19 protein-coding genes are annotated in these 17052 nt (G+C 65.1%); 10 read left to right on the forward strand and 9 right to left on the reverse strand.

The window, feature by feature from the left end:
- Positions 1–59 precede the first annotated feature (59 nt).
- On the reverse strand, positions 60–1907 hold the full coding sequence (locus GSQ90_RS28370) for a hypothetical protein (protein WP_158818344.1): 1848 nt from the start codon (positions 1905–1907) through the stop codon (positions 60–62).
- A 584-nt stretch (positions 1908–2491) separates the two neighbouring features.
- Here GSQ90_RS28370 and GSQ90_RS28375 point away from each other — a divergent pair.
- Positions 2492–3616, forward strand: a complete 1125-nt coding sequence (locus tag GSQ90_RS28375) for a hypothetical protein (RefSeq protein WP_158818345.1) — start codon at positions 2492–2494, stop codon at positions 3614–3616.
- Positions 3617–3722: 106 nt separating this feature from the next.
- On the opposite strand, the gene GSQ90_RS28380 is transcribed toward GSQ90_RS28375, so the two are convergent.
- The gene (locus tag GSQ90_RS28380; RefSeq protein WP_158818346.1) at positions 3723–4985 is read right to left on the reverse strand and encodes an MFS transporter; all 1263 of its coding nucleotides are present in this window, start codon (positions 4983–4985) and stop codon (positions 3723–3725) included.
- 110 nt (positions 4986–5095) lie between these two features.
- Between GSQ90_RS28380 and GSQ90_RS28385 the strand changes: the two genes are divergently transcribed.
- The 4 genes from GSQ90_RS28385 to GSQ90_RS28400 all read left to right on the forward strand — a co-directional run bounded on the left by GSQ90_RS28385 (position 5096) and on the right by GSQ90_RS28400 (position 9358).
- A complete protein-coding gene (locus GSQ90_RS28385) occupies positions 5096–6115 on the forward strand; it encodes an alcohol dehydrogenase (protein WP_158818347.1) in 1020 nt (339 codons plus the stop codon).
- Positions 6116–6123: 8 nt separating this feature from the next.
- Positions 6124–7608, forward strand: coding sequence for a WG repeat-containing protein (locus GSQ90_RS28390; RefSeq protein ID WP_158818348.1), 1485 nt, complete (start codon positions 6124–6126; stop codon positions 7606–7608).
- 160 nt (positions 7609–7768) lie between these two features.
- Positions 7769–7999: a hypothetical protein gene (locus tag GSQ90_RS28395; protein WP_158818349.1), complete on the forward strand. Its 231-nt coding sequence runs from the start codon at positions 7769–7771 to the stop codon at positions 7997–7999.
- 327 nt (positions 8000–8326) lie between these two features.
- Complete coding sequence (locus GSQ90_RS28400) at positions 8327–9358, forward strand: LLM class flavin-dependent oxidoreductase (RefSeq protein ID WP_158818350.1); 1032 nt, start codon at positions 8327–8329, stop codon at positions 9356–9358.
- Between the two features lie 34 nt (positions 9359–9392).
- On the opposite strand, the gene GSQ90_RS28405 is transcribed toward GSQ90_RS28400, so the two are convergent.
- The 4 genes from GSQ90_RS28405 to GSQ90_RS32775 form a co-directional block, all read right to left on the reverse strand.
- Positions 9393–9713, reverse strand: a complete 321-nt coding sequence (locus GSQ90_RS28405) for a hypothetical protein (protein ID WP_158818351.1) — start codon at positions 9711–9713, stop codon at positions 9393–9395.
- Between the two features lie 101 nt (positions 9714–9814).
- A complete protein-coding gene (locus tag GSQ90_RS28410) occupies positions 9815–10264 on the reverse strand; it encodes a T6SS amidase immunity protein Tai4 family protein (RefSeq protein ID WP_158818352.1) in 450 nt (149 codons plus the stop codon).
- 145 nt (positions 10265–10409) lie between these two features.
- Positions 10410–11294, reverse strand: coding sequence for a DUF2778 domain-containing protein (locus tag GSQ90_RS28415; RefSeq protein ID WP_246731820.1), 885 nt, complete (start codon positions 11292–11294; stop codon positions 10410–10412).
- 378 nt (positions 11295–11672) lie between these two features.
- Complete coding sequence (locus GSQ90_RS32775; RefSeq protein WP_158818354.1) at positions 11673–12548, reverse strand: septal ring lytic transglycosylase RlpA family protein; 876 nt, start codon at positions 12546–12548, stop codon at positions 11673–11675.
- A gap of 134 nt (positions 12549–12682) precedes the next feature.
- Here GSQ90_RS32775 and GSQ90_RS28425 point away from each other — a divergent pair, with 134 nt between their 5' ends.
- Both GSQ90_RS28425 and GSQ90_RS28430 read left to right on the forward strand, forming a co-directional pair.
- Positions 12683–12964 carry a type II toxin-antitoxin system RelE/ParE family toxin gene (locus GSQ90_RS28425; protein WP_158818355.1) on the forward strand — a complete coding sequence of 94 codons (282 nt, stop codon included), beginning with the start codon at positions 12683–12685 and terminating at the stop codon, positions 12962–12964.
- A 9-nt stretch (positions 12965–12973) separates the two neighbouring features.
- On the forward strand, positions 12974–13270 hold the full coding sequence (locus tag GSQ90_RS28430) for a HigA family addiction module antitoxin (RefSeq protein WP_246731821.1): 297 nt from the start codon (positions 12974–12976) through the stop codon (positions 13268–13270).
- Positions 13271–13330: 60 nt separating this feature from the next.
- Here the strand turns inward: GSQ90_RS28430 and GSQ90_RS28435 are convergent, their stop codons facing one another.
- A complete protein-coding gene (locus GSQ90_RS28435) occupies positions 13331–14410 on the reverse strand; it encodes a DUF2778 domain-containing protein (RefSeq protein WP_158818356.1) in 1080 nt (359 codons plus the stop codon).
- A 197-nt stretch (positions 14411–14607) separates the two neighbouring features.
- Between GSQ90_RS28435 and GSQ90_RS28440 the strand changes: the two genes are divergently transcribed.
- The 3 genes from GSQ90_RS28440 to GSQ90_RS28450 all read left to right on the forward strand — a co-directional run bounded on the left by GSQ90_RS28440 (position 14608) and on the right by GSQ90_RS28450 (position 15738).
- Entirely contained in the window at positions 14608–14904 is a 297-nt protein-coding gene (locus tag GSQ90_RS28440) for a type II toxin-antitoxin system RelE/ParE family toxin (RefSeq protein ID WP_158818357.1), read from the forward strand.
- A 4-nt stretch (positions 14905–14908) separates the two neighbouring features.
- A complete protein-coding gene (locus GSQ90_RS28445) occupies positions 14909–15202 on the forward strand; it encodes an addiction module antidote protein (RefSeq protein WP_158818358.1) in 294 nt (97 codons plus the stop codon).
- A gap of 86 nt (positions 15203–15288) precedes the next feature.
- Complete coding sequence (locus GSQ90_RS28450) at positions 15289–15738, forward strand: hypothetical protein (RefSeq protein WP_158818359.1); 450 nt, start codon at positions 15289–15291, stop codon at positions 15736–15738.
- A 32-nt stretch (positions 15739–15770) separates the two neighbouring features.
- Here GSQ90_RS28450 and GSQ90_RS28455 read toward each other — a convergent pair whose 3' ends face one another.
- Both GSQ90_RS28455 and GSQ90_RS28460 read right to left on the reverse strand, forming a co-directional pair.
- A complete protein-coding gene (locus tag GSQ90_RS28455; protein WP_158818360.1) occupies positions 15771–16070 on the reverse strand; it encodes a hypothetical protein in 300 nt (99 codons plus the stop codon).
- An 11-nt stretch (positions 16071–16081) separates the two neighbouring features.
- Complete coding sequence (locus GSQ90_RS28460) at positions 16082–16627, reverse strand: carboxymuconolactone decarboxylase family protein (protein ID WP_158818361.1); 546 nt, start codon at positions 16625–16627, stop codon at positions 16082–16084.
- Positions 16628–17052: the final 425 nt, after the last annotated feature.

The raw sequence follows: 17052 nt of genomic DNA on the forward strand, positions 1-17052 counted from the left end.
ATCGCGTGGCTGAAGGGCATCGCGGCCTGAGTTTTGTTTTCCCCAGGCCGCCCTCCCCCTCAATACACCTGCAACGGCAGCAAGCCGCCCGGGCCGACCATGACGCCCCAGGTCTCGTCCGCGCCGACTTCCACCTCGTCGGCATTGGCCGGCTGCCCCGCGACTTTGAACGCGATCTTATATTTGCCCGGCGGCAGATCGAGCTTGGGGCCGTCCGGTCCCTTGGCGCCGACGCCAGCGGCGACTTTGATCGTCTGTTTGTTGATGGTGAGGATGGCCTCGCCGCCCGTCACGTTGCCGAGCATCAGTCTGACCTGGCCTGGTTTAGGCAGCATGCCGGCTTTGGCAGCCTTGTCATGGTCGCGCACGACGAGCGAAATGCTGGTGTCGTCGTCCCTATGGACCAGCTTGAGAAGGGCCGGCCCATCCGGCGTGGAGAAGGCAAGCACGGCCTGATCCGGCTTGAGGATCGCCCCTTCGGTCAGTTCTTTCCAGCCGAGCTTGCCGAGTTCGCGGCGATAGAAGGCGAGCACGGCGGCCATATCGGCGGGGACGTCGGCCGTGAGCCCATGGCGGAACGGCGTCTGTTCGTTTCCGCTCGCCGTGTGGCTCCTGGGAACCGGGAAGCCCCCGCTATCTTCCGATTCAAGCTCGGCTGGCGCCGCGGGCGCGGCGGCCGCTTCGGAGCCGGGCGTGGCGGCGCCGTTGACGAGCCCCTCGCCGCTGCCGGTGACGCTCGTCTGCTTGCCCATTTGCATGATCGTGAGCGAGATATCCTTGCCCGCTTTGGCGAAGTCGAGTTGGACCATATTGGGTTTGTCGATGACGGACGGCTGTTCTTTCCAGCCGAGCGGCTTCATCGCCGCGCGGAAGAACGCCGCCACGGATTTGACGTTTGAAGCGCTGTTGAATTCGAGCTTGCCTTCCGCCCCGTCGAAATCCACGTCTTCGGCGGTCTCGGGCAATGGAATGGAAGCGTTGCTCCCCGCCAGCGCGGCCAAGGCCGCGACGGGACTGCTGGGCGCCGGCGCGGCTGGCGCCTTGGCGGCCGCCAGAGCCTGCGCGATCGCCTCGTCCTGCATCTGCTGCGCCTGTTTGAAGAGCGCATCGCCCGCGTCGTCGGCAGGCGCTTTCGGCTTCTCGATCTCCGCGGCCGCCGGCGCAGGCTTTGCCGGCAGGCTTTCCGCCGCCAGGAGTTCGGCCGGCACGCTCTTCAGCTCCACTTTGCTTTTACCGTCGTCGCCGCGCTGCACGACAAGCAGAAGGGGCAGATGATCGGCGCGAACGAAATAGGCGTGCGCCGCTTTCGCGCCAGCGGCCGCCGGCTTCGCGCCTTCCGCCATCGGCGCCGGCGACCACCCCAGGGCGCCGAGCCCATTGCGGAAGAAATCCAGCATCGCCTCGATCGGCTGAGCGCTGACGCAGGAGAGATAGGGCGTATCCGGACTATACGCGATATCGCTCGCATCAGGCGGAAACGGCAGGTCGTTGGCGAGCGCCAGGGCGACATAATTGACATTGGCTGTTTTGGCGCCGCCCGGCGGGACCGTGATCAGCGCCGTCAGCGCCTGCGGTCCCTTCTTGAAGGTCAGGATTTGCTGGTCCGCATTCTTGATCTGCTCTGCATTGGGCGGCAGATATTGTCGCCAGCCGTCGGCGGCGAGCGCCTTGTCGGTCTCCTCGGCCGTCTGCGCGACGGGATCGGGGACGGCATAGATCGTCGTCGGCGCGCTCGCATAGATTTGCTTGGCGCCCGCCGCATGCGGCAATTGGCTGGTATCGAGCGCTTGCGCGCCCGCCGCCGAGGCGAAACAGCCGCCTGCGAGCACGGCCATCAAGAAATAAGTCGCTCTCGCCGCGCGCGGCGTCTGTGACGGCGCCTTGGCCGCGGATTGGATGTTGCGCATTGTTGATTGTCCCCGTCGATGTTGAACGCCCGCGCCGCGCGAAATCGCCGAAGATCCCGGACCGCATGCTGTCGAAATCCGGCGTTCCGGGCAAGCGTCGAAAGCCGCCCGGGCGCAGGATATCGTCAGGACTTACGGGATTGTCGCGGCGCAGGCGCTGTGGTCAAAATCAAACGCTTGGTACCTCCCTCGAAGAGCCGCTGTGGGGGGAAGCAGACGTCTGCCCCTGATTTCTGCGCAGCGTAAGTTGCTGATTTTTCGAGACCGAAGGAAGCGAGCGAAATTCTTGCAGCCCGTGCGAAAACTCGCGAAGGGGCCAAAATTGACCGCGCTGAGATCGAATACTTTCGATTGTAGAGCCCGTAATGGACCAGAATGCCCCAAAACAGCGTCCACTTTCGAGTCCGAGCGAACGGCGCCGACTTTTCGCACGGTCTCTTTGATATCTGCACGCTGTCACAAACAGCTTTTGAGAGCTGCCCGCCCCAAAACCCCGATCAAATCGAGGGTTCCCGTGGGTCGGCTTCGTTAATGACGGGCGTGCTACAATAAAACAAAAGTCCCGCCAGGATTGGATGAGCGCGATGCCGGATCGTAGGCGCGGTATGTCAATCCTGGTCGTCGCGTCGGTCGTTGGGGTCTTGGCGGCCGGGCCGGCGCAGGGCAAGACCGCTTGCGCCTTCAAGGCGCAGAGCGCCGACAAGAGCGCGCGGGGACTGGCGCTCCATGAGACGCCGAACGCCAGCGCGAAAGTGCTCGGCTATATCTCCAACGTCGAAGAAAAAGACCAGGGTCCTGTCGGGGCGAGCGTCCAGGTCCTCGGTGCCGAGGACGGCTGGCTGCTGATCGAAAGCGCGGTCGGCAAAGGGTGGGTCGAGGGGCGATCTTTGACGACGCGCCTCTTTCGCGAGACGCTCAAAGCGGCGCCGGACAACGCTGCGCCCGACCTCGCCTATCTCATCGGCAACTCCGAAAATAGCTCGACCGCCTATTTTGAACCCTTCACCGTTCCCGTCAGTCGCATCGTCGATTGCGCAGGCCCGTGGCTCGAGGTCGAGATTCGCCAGCCCGGGGTGAAAACCGTGGCCGGGGCGCCGGCGTCGCGCGACGGAACCGTCATCGGCTGGACCGACCGATCGTGTCCCGATTACGACGATGAAGGCTGCCGGTTGCGGCAGTTCAACTACCCCTGGTCGCCGCTACTAGCCGGAATCGCCGAATGCAACTTTCTCGCCTACAACGACGACCGCCGTGGCCTGGACGTACGCGCCGAGCCGGACGCCAACGCGCACATTGTCGGACGCTTGCCCGCACCGATCAAAGACGGCCCCCATAGCGGGTTTTTATCGACGGCGCAGGGCATCGGCTACAAGGACGGCTGGTTTCTGATCGAGGGAGCCCCGGAAGGCGAGGAGCAATTCCCTCCAGAAACCATCCGCTTTTCTGGCCGCGGCTGGGTCCCTGCCGATCGGATCGCCGTGCAGGTCCTTCGCGAGAAACTCAAAGCGTCGCCCGACGCGGGCTCGGCCGATGTCCTCAATCTCAAGGACATCATAGGCGAACCCCCGGACAGTGATGTCGTGAAGCCCCGCCGCGTGCTGGCCTGTTCCGGCGATTGGCTGCATGTCGAGTTCGCGCGCACAAGAGGCATGAGGCCGCTCGCCAAGACGGATGGTCCGCCGGACGCGGTTCGAGGGTGGGCGAATTAGGTCTAAAGGGAGCGCTGCCGATCCAGAGGCCCCTGAAAAAACATTTACCGGCGAAGGCATGATTGTCGGGCTTGTCAGGGCGGGACCAAGCGCCAGGTTGTCACCGCTAGGAGGCCGCCGCGAACCGGGGCTTGGAGGACAGTTTTTGCCGGCGCCAGAACAGCCAGCCGACGACCGCGAGATTGACCCCGTTCCACATCACCCCGTTCAGAAAGGCCATGCGGTAGGAACTTGTAAGATCGTAGATCACGCCGGAAAAATAGCCGCCGAAAGCCATGCCGACGATGGTCGCCGACACGACAAGCCCGATCTTGGCGCCGGCTTCGCGCGGCGGCAGAAGCTCGCGGCAGATCACCGCATACATCGGCACGATGCCGCCCTGAAACAGGCCAAAAATGCCGGAGACGACAAACAGCGACGTCAGTCCGTCGAAATAGAGATAGAGCAGCAGCGCCAGGCCCTGCATGAAGGAGCCGATCAGCAAAGTCGCCGTGCCGCCGATCGCGTCCGAGACAATGCCCGAACCGATGCGCGAGACGATGCCGAGGAACAGCATGAGCGAAAGCATCTCAGCGCCGCGCGCGACGCCGTAGCCGAGGTCGCCGCAATAGGCGACGATATGCACCTGAGGCATGGACATCGCCGCACAACAGGCAAATCCCGCGACAATGAGCAGAGCCAGAAGCAATCGCGACGATAGGCCGACATCGGCGCCGGCGATTTTGGTCGCCTCTTCGGCTTGCGCCATCGTCCGCGCCGAGGGCCGTCGACGCATGAACAGGGCGAGCGGAATCACCGTCGCCGCGATAAAAACGCCGATCCCGATATAAGTCTCGCGCCAGCCGACGAGCGGCATGGTCCAGTTCATCAGCAAGGGCCAGATCGTGCCGGCGAGATAATTGCCCGACGCGACGACGACGACCGCCAATCCGCGCCGCTTGACGAACCAATGCGAAATGTCGGCCATCATCGGCGCAAAACCTGTGCCCGTGCCGATTCCGATCAACAGGCCATGCGCCGCCGAGAAAACCAGTAGATTGGGCGCGAGTCCCGCAAGAACGAAGCCGACGCCCAAACACGAACCGGCAATGAGCACGGGAACGACAATGCCGGTCCGGTCCGCCATGCGGCCGAGCACGATCGTGCCGAAGGCGAAGCCCAACATCATGAATGTATAGGGGGCGGAGGCGGCCGAGCGGTCGATGCCAAATTCGACCTGCACCTGCGGCAATACGACGATGACCGCCCACATGCCGGCGCCGACGATCGTCGCGATCAGCAGCGATACCGCCAACCGCCCATAGGCGTAGGCGCTATCGGGCGAATAAGGATCGGCGGCTCTGAGATCGGCGGCGGGAGAATTGCTCATTTGCCGACCTTGTTGGAAGCAGGCGTTGAAGGCAAGCGCGAACCGTCGGCGCGGCTCGCGGTTCAAAGGCCTAGGTGCTACAATTGGCGAGACGCCAATAGGAGGCCGCCATGTCGAAAATGCGCGCGATGATTGTTCTCAAGCCAGGCCAGCCCCTGCAGATGCAGGAGCGCGATCTGCCCGAACCCGGCGCGCATGAGGTGCGCATCAAGGTTCAGGCCTGCGGCGTCTGCCATAGCGATTCCGTCACCGTCGAAGGCCATATGCCGGGGCTTAGATATCCGCGGATTCCCGGCCATGAAGTGATCGGGCTGATTGACGCCATCGGCCCTGACGTTGGCGGATGGGCCGTGGGCGCGCGCGTAGGCGTGGGCTGGTTCGGCGGCGCCTGCGGCTATTGCGGTAATTGCCGGCGCGGCGATTCCTTCGCCTGCGAGAACATGCGCGGCGCGACCGGCGTTTCGCGCGACGGCGGTTACGCCACGCATATGCTGGTGCATGCTTCGGCGCTGGCGCATGTGCCGGAGGCGATGAATTCGGTCGAATCCGCGCCGCTGCTGTGCGCCGGGATCACCACCTTCAACGCTTTGCGCCATTGCGGCGCGGCTCCCGGCGATCTCGTCGCGATCCAGGGGGTCGGCGGTCTCGGGCATCTGGGCATCCAGTTCGCAGCGCGGCAAGGATTTCGCACGGTCGCGGTGAACCGCGGCCGCGACAAGGAACAGCTAGCGCGCTCGCTGGGCGCCCATGACTACATCGACAGCGCCGCCGACGACCCGGCCAAGGCGCTGCAAGCGATGGGCGGCGCCAAGGCGATCATCGCGACCGTCACCAACGCCGAAGCGATGCAAGCAATCGCGGGCGGCCTCGGCGTCAACGGAACGATGATGATCATCGGCGCGGTCGGCGCCCTGACCGTCAATTCGCTGGATCTGCTCGGCAAGCGCGCCGCCGTGAAAGGCTGGTATTCTGGCACGGCGTCCGATTCGGAAGACACGCTGCAATTCAGCCAGCTCAACGCCATCGCCTCGATGAACGAGGTCTTCCCGCTGGAAAAAGCGCAGGAGGCCTATGATCGGATGATGAGCGGCAAGGCGCGCTTTCGCGTGGTGCTGGAGATGGGAGCGTAGCCTCGACCATGTCGGCCCGATTCGCCCTGTTGTTCGGCGCGCTCGTTCTTGGCGGCGTCCCCCCAACCGAAGCCGCCGATTGCGCGAAAACGGTCCCCGGCCAGCCGTGGACGAGCGGCTATGTCCCCGCCGGTCCTGTGCCCTTCGTGCTAGGCTGTTCGGGCAATGCGCATTGCCTTGCCGCCGCGCCCAAACGCGACGACGTCAAGTCGGGCAGCGCCGCGGTGAACCTGTCCTCTTATTCCGAGGGCGCGCTGATCGTCGGCGTCGACGAGCGCCCGCAGCGCTTCGGTTTCATCGACGACAAGGGCGCCTGGATATCTCCGCCCCTGTTCTTGAACGCCAAGCCATTCTGCGGCGGCCTGGCGCCCGTCATGGCGGACAACAAGCTGTGGGGCTATGTCGATCGCGGCGGCAAGCTCGCCGTCGAGGCGCAGTTTGGCGACGCCGCTCCGTTCGCCGACGGCCTCGCCGCGGTCAGGGGCGTGGGCGAAGCGGGCAAATGGGGCTTCATCGGGCGCGACGGCGCCCTCGCCATCCCCGAGCAATTCGACGCGGTCGGCGACTTCTCGGAGGGGCTGGCGCCGGTCAGGATCGGCGACAGATGGGGCTATCTCGATCGCAAGGGAAGCGTCGCGATCCCCGCGAAATTCGCCGCCGAAGGCGGCTCATTTTCAGGCGGGCGCGCGATCGTCTCCTATGGTTCCTACAACCGCAAGCGCGGCTCGTACACGATGAGCGGCGCCGCCGCCGGGATCATCGACGAAAACGGCGCCTTTGTCGTCTCGCCGCCCAATGACGACATCGAAGCGCTCGGCGGCGGCCTGTTCGCGCTGGACTCGCTCGACCCTAAGCGATCCGGCGGCGAGGACGTTTATTACCTGCACAAAATCGTCGACAAGGACGGGCGCGCGATCGCGCCCGACCAGTTCGACAGCGTCGGCAAGGTCGAGGAGGATCTCCTGTGGGCGTGCCGGAACGACCGCTGTGGCTTCTTCGACCCGCACGGACGCGCCGCCACTCCCTTCGATTTTCTCCAGGCCGCCGACTTCTCGGAGGGGCTGGCCGGCGTCCAGTTCAAGAACAGAAGTCTGGGCTTCATCGACAATTCAGGGCGCGTCGCGATCCCAGCAAGCTTTATCGCCGGCAACGCTTCCTTTAACTACGGCGATGCTTCCGGCCTGCCGCAATTCCATTCGGGCCTGGCGTCGGTCGCCTGCGGCAAGCTTTGGGGGATCATCGACAAGCAGGGCCGGTGGACCGTCGCGCCGGTGTTCCCGGGTTTGGGCGATTTCCAGAACGGCATCGCGATCGTGACGCTGGCGACGACGCCCGAGCAGCGGCATATCGGAACCGATGGCGCGCCCATCGATTTCACCGCCGCCGACATCGGCAAGCCGCCCCGGCTCGCCGCCAAACCCTGCGGCGCGCCCTTCGCGCCCGGCGCAGCCTTCGCCGCCGGATCGGCGATGCCGCAAAAGCCGGCGCCCTAGCGGACCCCTCGCGCAAGAACCGCGCGACCGCCTCAAAAACGACGGGCGAAGAGCGTTGACTCGATGTTGGCGCGGCCCTCACATGATCGTGAGCGGCATGTCCCGCAACTTTCATCCCACCGCCAACGTAATTCAGGTGAAGGCGACAAAGGAGATGAAAATGACTCGTCAAATCTTGAAATGCGGCGCGGTCCTGACCTTGCTGCTGGCTTCCGCCAGCGCCTACGCCGACGACCCCACGGGCGTGCTCTTGCAGGAACAAAGGGCGTATCAGCCGAGAGCTTACGGAGCGGTCCCCGCGTTTTCCGACGTAGGGCCGTGCCAACCTGGGACGCAGTCCGAGCCGTTCCCCAACGGCCAGGGCTATCGCTGCATCGCCACCCAACAATAGGCCGGCCGAGGCGCTTTGGGGCTGATATCCCAGCGCCTCCGCTATTGATGCGCGCGCGATCGAGACGACCGCCAAGCGGGCGCATCGCGCGCGCCAACCGTTCCGCGCGGCGATCGCCGCGCATTGAAGACGATTAAAGCCGAGCGGGCGAGCGATCTGTGGGATCGTTTGGCGGCCCGCTCGATGCAAGCCTTGAAAAGCAAAGCAGCCCGCTTTTCGCCCTCCAAACATCGCCGCGCTTTGCCAAAAGGGCGAACCTCGTTATTGACGAGGCGATCCGTACTTCCGCGACAGGATGCTACGAAGACGGAACGGAACGGAGAAGGCATGCCGCAATATCTGGAATTCGGGCTGGATACGTTTGGCGACGTCACCGCCGGACCCGACAAAAGCCTCCTGCCTCACGCGCAAGTCATCCGCAACGTCATCGACGAGGCGGTTCTGGCTGACGAAGCGGGCGTCGATTTTTTCGGGATCGGCGAGCATCACCGCGCCGATTTCGCGGTGTCCTCTCCGGAGATCGTGCTTGCCGCGATCGCCGGACGCACGAAGCGGATCCGCCTTGGCTCCGCCGTGACGGTGCTCAGCTCCGACGATCCTATTCGTGTGTTCCAACGCTTCGCGACGCTCGACGCCGCGTCGAACGGGCGCGCTGAAGTGATCCTCGGGCGCGGCTCGTTCACCGAGTCCTTTCCTTTGTTCGGTTTCAAGCTCTCGCAATATCAGGAGTTGTTCGAAGAAAAGCTCGATCTTTTCGCCGCGCTCCTCAAACAAGGCGCGGTGACCTGGAAGGGCAATCTGCGCCCGCCTCTGACCAATCAGCGGGTTTTTCCGCCGATCGAGACGGGAACGCTGAAAACCTGGATCGGCGTTGGCGGCAGTCCGGAATCGGTCATCCGCGCCGCCCGCTATCAACTGCCGCTGATGCTCGCCATCATCGGCGGAGATCCCCTGCGGTTTAAACCCTTCGTCGAACTCTATCACCGCGCGTTCGCGCAGCTCGGCGGAACGGCGCAGGCGATAGGCGTGCACTCGCCCGGCTATATCGCCAACACCGACGAGCAGGCGCGAGAGGAGCTTTGGCCCGATTATAAACAGATGCGCGATCGGATCGGCGCCGAGCGGGGCTGGCCGGCGATGGAACGCGCGGAGTTCATTTCTGAAATCGAGCGCGGCTCGCTCTATGTCGGTTCGCCGCAAACGGTCGCGCGCAAAATCGCCGCGACGGCGGAGGCCCTCGGCATTTCGCGCTTCACCATGAAATATAGCGCGGGGGCGCTGTCGCATGAGAAGTTGGCGCGCTGCATCCAGCTTTATGGCGGGTCGGTGATTCCGCTTGTGCGGGAGATGCTGGGCTAAGGGTTGCGCCGCCTCTCACACGAAATATTCGCCTCTACTGAGACGGCGCCGGCTGCAAATCGAAGCCGAAGACGATCTTTTCCGGATTCTGTTTGAAGCTCGCCGCGACGGCCTTCTCGGTCGCCGCGGCCAGCTCCTCGACAGATTGCGCTTTGGGGAGCCTGGGAAAGGTGACGGTCACGGACAGAAGTCTGCCGTTGCTCCAATTGAAGCCGACTTCCGGTTTCATTCCCGATGATTTTTCTAAGGATTCGGCGACTTCGTTTGATTGTCGAAATCCGTCGAACGCCGCGCTGAACCCGTCGCAGGACGACAATACGAGGGCCAGCAGCCATACGATGGGAATTTTTCGCATCAATGGCGCCTCGCGATCCATCGCCATTGAACCCGAAACCGCCGGCCGCGGCAACATCGAGCGCGAGCCGAGGAGGATGAGCGATAATCATCGGCGAACCGTCATGGTTTCGCGGATGGATGGTCCCTCTCATAGCTGCGGCTCGGAGTCGGCACGAAGCGCCTGACCTGCGCGGCCAGCTCCTCGCTATGGTACAGGTCGAGGCACTTCATCAAATCGAGCCTGGTCCCAGGCCCCTGGACCGACGGATAGTCGCGCGCGAGATAACGCGTGATCAGCGACGCGATCGCTTCGTGGCCGGCTTCGGGGAAGTTCGACCTTTGGTCGATCCCGCCGGCGGTCGCATTGGCGTCGTGGTTCGCGCGCGGCTCAGACGCATAGGCCTGCGCGACGCAGAGCGCGAGGGCGATATCCGCATAGTTCTGCCCGTAACTCCGCCGCGCAAATTCAGGAGACGTTTGACGCTGCGCGCCCGTCGGAGCGTCCAGGCAAAGCGCGGGGCCGCTGACGAGGAGCGCGAAGGCTGCGAAGACGCGGCGAATGGCGATCAAGAGCGTTCCTTGCGAATGGCGTGCGATCGCCAGCAACCGATCCGATCGGCGCCCCCTCCAGTCGCGCTCAGCGCCGGCGGGGCGGCTTCTGGAAGAGATCGTGCAGACATCCCATCCGCGCAACACGGGACAGATCGCGCACCCCTCAGTCCAGACGCGCCACAACGGCCAGACGTTTCACCTGGCCCGACTGATAGGCCTGCAAGAAGGCCTCATAGTTCCTGAAGGACACGCATCCATTGGAATCGCCGTTTGGGCCCAGCATGTAGCTATGCGCGAGGAGACCCGCCCGCCCGAAGACGTCGCCGCCGCCAACGGGATTGAGACGCAACGCCTGCACGCCGTGGAAGGATTGCTCCCGGGGCTCAAGTTCGTAAACATGGGGCGGCGTCGCCCCGCGATTGCGTTCGTTGACGTGATTGGGATCGTCCAGCCTGTCGCCGAGGCCCGAATGCGCTTCCAGTCGCGTTCCATTGGGCAAATAGACGGTGTGCGCGGCAAGATCATAAACGGCGGTCCATCGATCGTAACGGCTCGACGGGCCCGATGCGCCGCTGAACGCGGCGCCAAGCAGGCCGCCTTCCGCGGATGCGTAGGCGAGCGGCGGTCCCGACGGTTTGCTCGCGCCAAAGATCTTCTCGAAGAAGCTTCGATTGTCGGGCGGCGCGGCGGCGGGGACAGCGTCCTTGGCGCTCTGCATGACATGGCGGACGGCGACCGGAGGGCTGGCCGGGGCCGGCGCGGGACTGGCCGGCGCTGCGAATTCGGCGGGACGATGCGGCGGCAAAGGCGCACTTTCGCTCGTCAGGGAAGCGGTCTGCTTTGTCGGCGGCGGGGGGTTTTCCGGCGCAGGGAGCGCGGCCGAAACAATGGGCGCGGCCGGCCGAACGTTCGATCCGGCGACAGGGCTGGGCGTCGGCGAGAAATGCCCCGGCCCTGCAAAAAACCCGGGGTCGAACAAGGCGCCATAGGGATTAGCGGCGACCTTCTGCGCCGGCGCGATCGCCAGGGAGGTGGCCGGCGCGCGCATAGCTTCGGGCGCGGCGGCGGGAGGGAGTCTCTGAAGTATCCAGGCGACCCCCACCGCGCTTAAGCCGACAGCAAGGGCCCCCGGGACGACGCAGGAAAGCACTTGTCGGGCTAAACGACGGAAATCCAGCGCAATGAAAGGATCTGACGCAACGCTATCGTATATCATTTGCTCTGCTTATGCCTCGCTTTCGAAATGATTTTGCCGCGCGTGCCTTTAGACTTCATTAATGACGTCGGCAACGCTGGAATAATATTCAATCACGAGGAAGAACGGTTTCACGAGCGCCTCCGTACCGGGAAGGCGCCGTTGCGCCGCCTTGCTGGAGGCACATTGGGGCGGTTTTGCGTCCGAAGCCTTCTGGCGACGCGGCCGCGCCTAGGGCTGAGCGGCCTGCGCCACGAAGGGGTAGGCGATCAACTGGCCATAAGGCGAGAAGGGATAGGCGATCAATTCGCCGTAAGGCGATGGCGGTTCGGCCGCCCGCGGGCGCTCGACCAATCGCGCGACGACGGTTTCGCCCCGCGCGGGCGCCGGCGGCGCGGATGCGGCATCGTAAGACGGTCGCAATTCAATCCCTCGCGAGCGCGCGACGACGGTCTCGCCCTCGTCCAGCGGCGGCGCAGGCGCAGCGGCCGGCGCGTCGCCCGTTCGCAGGCTCACCAGGAGCGCCAGGCCATTGGACCCAGCAAGCGGCGAAGGCGCGGCGAAGGCCAGCGCCTCGCCCGTTCGCAGGCTTGCCGGCCGCACTGGACCGTTGGCCCCCGCGAGCGGCGCGACGGCGGCGACGACCGGCGCGCCGCCCGTTCGCAGACTCGCCAAGAGTGCGGGCCCATCGGACCCTGCCGGCGGCGCTTTGCCGACATAGTCGAGCCGAATCTTCGCAACGCCAGCATGATTGAATTCGAGCAGGTCGGCGACGCGCGCCGACACGTCGAGCATCCGCCCGCCGACGAACGGACCGCGGTCGTTGACGCGCACGATGACCGAACGGCCGTTGGCCAGATTGGTGACGCGCGCATAGCTCGGCAGCGGCATCGTCCTATGGGCCGCCGAAAGCGCCCGCATGTCGAAGGTTTCGCCGTCGGCGGTCATGTGGCCGTGAAACTCGCGCCCGTACCAGGACGCCAAGCCGACGGCGCTGGCGCTCTGGCGCGCCGGCGGATGCAAGAGAAGCGGCGACAATTCCTGCGCCGACGCCCCGACAGCGCCCAACAGCCCGATGCCCGCCAATGCAGCGCGACGCCCGATCATGCGCCACCCCTCCCGCGGCGAGATTAGCGCCGGCGCGCAGGGAAAAGCAATATGCGCCCGAACGGAGCCGCGGGCGCAAGCCAGGGCGCCTTGCTAAAATTGACGAGCGTTCTATTTATTAGTACTATAGCCGGATGATCAGGACATTCCGGGACAAGCGGACTGAACACTTGGCCGGCGGCAAGACGCCAAGGAACATAGCGCCTGACGTCGCTAAACGCGCCGTCAACAAATTGTTCCTTCTTGACACGGTCACGCGGCTTGAGGACTTGCGCGTCCCGCCTGGCAACCGGCTTGAAGCGCTTTCGGGAAGTCGACGCGGTCAGCACGCCATCCGCGTCAACGACCAGTGGCGAATTTGTTTCGTTTGGCGCAACGGCGATGCGTATGACGTTGAGTTTGTCGACTACCACTAGGAGACTTCCGTGACTTCAGACATTCCCATGCCGCATCCGGGCGTCATCCTGCGCGAGGAGTTCATCGAACCGATGGGCCTGTCGGTCTATGCGCTCGCCAAGGCGATCCATGTCACGCGCAGCCGCATCCATGAAATCTGCCACGGCCGCCAAGGCATTACGGCCAATATCGCGCTGCGCCTCGGACGCTTTTTCGCGGTCGATCCGCAATGGTTCATGAACATGCAGGCCAAATACGATCTGAATGCGCAATCGAAGCTGCTGGCGCAAGAACTCGCCGCGATCGAGCCCCGCACGGCGGCGTGAAGGGGTTGCGGAAAGCGCCGAGGACATAACGCAATGCGTATCTTTCCCCGCGCCGCCAGCTCAATCCAACCGCGCGACGACCGCCAAGCGCTTCACCTGCCCCGTTTGATACGCCTGCAGGAAGGCGTTGTAGTTCCGGAAGGCGACGCATCCGTTGGAATCGCCTCGCGGCCCGAGCATGTAGGTGTGGGCGAGGAGACCGTCGCGGCCATAAATGCCGCCCTCGCCGACAGGATTGAGGCGCAAAGCCAGCACCCCATGGAAAGGCTGGCCTAGCGACGCGAGTTCGTAGAGGTGGGGCGGCGTCGCCCCCCGATTGCGTTCGTTGACATGGGCGGGATCGTCCAGCCGGTTGCCGAGGCCCGAATGGGCCTCCAATCGCGCGCCATTGGGCAGGTAGACGGTATGGGCCGAGAGATCATAAACCGCGGTCCACTGGTCATAGCGCGCCGACGGGCCCGATGCGCCGCCGAGCGCGGCGGTGGACACGCCGCTTTCCGCGGATGCGTAGGCCTGCGCGGGCGCAGCCGGCTTCGCCGCGCCAAACAGCTTCTCCATGGTTCGGCCGTCGGGCAGAGGCGTGGCTGGCAGAGCGCCGTTGCCGCTCAAGGCCAGAGCGCGGACGGCGACCGGCGGGATGGCGGGCATGGCGGCTTCGGCGAGACGCGCCGGCGGCGCGGGCGCCGCCTCGCCAAGCACGGAAGCCGCCTGCTCCCAAGCGGGCTGCGCGTCCTTTGGCGCGGCGAGCGCCGCGACAAGCAGGCGCGATTCCGGTTGGACGCGGTATGCCGCAACAGGGGCGCGCGCCGGCGAAGACAGCGGCGAAGCCGCTGCGAATTCAGGATCGAACAAGGCATTGTCGGCAAGCACGGCGACCGGCGGCTTTGGCGCGATCAGCGCGGCGATCGCCGCCTTCCGCGACGCGGCCGCGGCGGCGACAGCCGCTGGCGGCAGGACGAATGCGGGGGCGGCGACAGGCAGGGAAAGCGGCTGCAGCATCGAGCCAACCGCCAACAAGCCCAGGCACAGAGCGAAAGCGCCGGGGAAAACGCCAACGAGAACGCCGACCAGAAAGGGCCGGAATGAACGACGACGCCCCCGCGGAATGACCGCGCCTGACGCAACGCTATGGTTTATCATTTGACGTGCTTTTGCTTCGCTTTCGAAATGATTCTGCGGCGCCGGCCTTTAGACTTGATTAACGACGTCGGTGGGGCGGGAGCATTTGATCGACGGCGCGCGCTGTTGGGCGGGCTCGCCGTCATGGCGAGGGAAACGCTCAGCGCCTGTATCTTTTAGTTGACAGCAAGGACGCGCCTGTCTCTTATAAGATACGGATGATCGAAGTTCGCCAAACCGCCGCTTTTCGCGATTGGCTGGCCAATCTCGCTGACAGGCGCGCCGTCGAGCGGATTGCGCAGAGGATCGTGCGCCTGCAAGGCGGTCTGTTCGGCGACGCCAAATCGGTTGGCGGAGGGGTCAGCGAGCTTCGGATCGATTATGGCCCCGGGTACCGGGTCTATTTCGCGCGTCGCGGCGGAGCAATCGTCCTGCTGCTGTGCGGCGGCGACAAGCGAACCCAGGCGCGCGACATTAGAGCCGCGATTGTGCTCGCGGACGGCATCGAGGAGTGAATTCATGGCGACCGAGACCTTCCCGTTCGATCCCGCGAAATATTTTCCCGATCCCCAATCCCAGGCGCGTCTTATCGCCGATGCGCTCGAAACCGGCGAGGCTGGCTATATCGCCGCCGCGCTCGGCACTGTGGCGCGGGCGCGCGGCATGGCGCAGGTGGCGCGCGCCGCCGGCGTGACGCGCGCCGCCCTCTACAAGGCGCTGAGCCTTGAAGGCGACCCGCAATTGACGACGCTGCTCGGCGTCATGAAGGCGCTCGGCGTCAAGCTGACGGCGAAGACGGATGAAGCGGCGTGAGCCGCCCGGCCGCGAAAGTTCGGACGCGAGCCGGCTCCGGTGTATAAGCTCAGCCGACTTGCCCCCCGCTTGTGCGAGACGCCGGCATGAGACCCTTCCGCGTTGGCTTATCGGCTGCGACCCTCGCCTGCGGCGCTTTCGCGCCATGGGCCGCACTGGGCGCCGAGGCCGCCGCGCAGGCGTTTGATCTGAAATCGGGGCAGGAGTTGACCTTCGCGGTGACGATCGCCGACGGCAAGGTCACGCTGGGGCCGCCGCGCGCCTCCAAGCTCGGCGCTGCGCAACCGGCGAGCGGGGAGATCACCGTCGGCCTCACGACGCGCGACAAGACGCTGATCGAGCAGGTGATCGTCGTCGAAAAAACCCCCGTCCCCATCGACTTCCTCGCCACCGGCCTTGTCGGCGGCACGAAGATCGACGAAGCCGTGCTCTGCGGCCGCCTCGACGGCCCCGCCTCCGCCCATATCGGCGCCGTCTCCTGGCGCGTCAGCCTGCACGCTTTCGAAGCGCGGAAGGACGGGGCGACATGTGAGTGAGCGCGGCGCGCCAAGCGCCGCGGAGCCCTCTGTTAAACCCGCCTGCGCCGGAAAAACAAAATCCACACGGCGAAGCCGAGCCAGATGAGGCCGGCGATCCCGGCGAGCGGTAGGGTGAGAAACATCAACCAGCCCATGACGAACATGGTGTTGAGCAGGCCTCCGACGTCGGAGCCGAGGACAAGGCAGGGGTGGACGCCCGCCTCGTCGACCCGGCATCCCATCGACGCGCCGAATTCGCCGGCGCCGATCGCCGGCGCGAGCGGCGATAAAGCAAAAGCCACGATCAGCGCGAGGCTGATCCAAAGCCATGTCGATGCGCGAAGTTTCATAGTGGGCGGCGCTACGCGCGCGCGATCTGGGCGAAAACGTCATAGCCGCTGGTCGAAAGCCGCTTGCCCGCCTCGGCCGCATAGCCATCGGGCAAGGCGAGCCCGACGCCTTCGACGAGGCGATTGTAGAAATTGAACAGCGCGGCCACCAGCGCTGTCGCATAGAGCGCGTCATCGCCCCAGCCGGCGTCGTAGACCGCCGCGGCGTCGGCCGCCGTGATGCGCGCGGGGCTCAGCGTCAGCTTTCTGGCGTAGGCGAGGATCGGCTTCATCTTCGCCTCGACCGGCGCGGTCTCGACATCGGCGAGCAAAGCCTTGAACAGTTCAGGCGCGACGCCGCAGGCCGCCGCCACGGCGACATGCGTCGTGTGGCAATAGGCGCAGGCGTTGAGGCCCGAGACATAAGCGGCGATCAGTTCGCGCTGCCCTTGCGTGAAGGGCGACGGGCCGCGCATCGCCGCCTCCGTGAGCTCGCCCAGCGGCTTGCAGGTCGCCGGATAGGCCTTGTAAAGATCGCGCATCGTCGGTTGCGCCGGCAGCGAGCGGAGTTGCGGCATCGTTCCCCCCTTTAGCCGAAGTTCGGCTGGCGGCGACGTTACACTTGGGGCTCCTCGCCGCAAAGGCCACCCGAGAGTGGGCGCGCGCCAACGGTCATGGCGAGGGAGCGCCTAGTTCGAGCTGAACCAACGTTGCGATGCCACCGCCGTACGGCGGCTCGGCGGCGTGGCTGAGCGAACAGTGACACGTGGAGTGCGAACACATCCTTCGCCCGCGAAGCGGGAGAAGGTGGCCCGACGAAGTCGGGTCGGATGAGGGCCGCGAAGCTGGGCGCCACAGAAAAAGGGCCTTCACGCCGAGAGGCCCTCATCCGGCGCTGCGCGCCACCTTCTCCCGCGAAGCGCTACGGGATTCACACGAGTGATTTGCGTTGAGCGATTGCATATCCTTCGATCAAGTCGGCCAATCGTCGCCATCCCTCAGC

The sequence above is a fragment of the Methylocapsa sp. S129 genome (assembly GCF_009765995.1).
Taxonomy (GTDB): domain Bacteria; phylum Pseudomonadota; class Alphaproteobacteria; order Rhizobiales; family Beijerinckiaceae; genus Roseiarcus.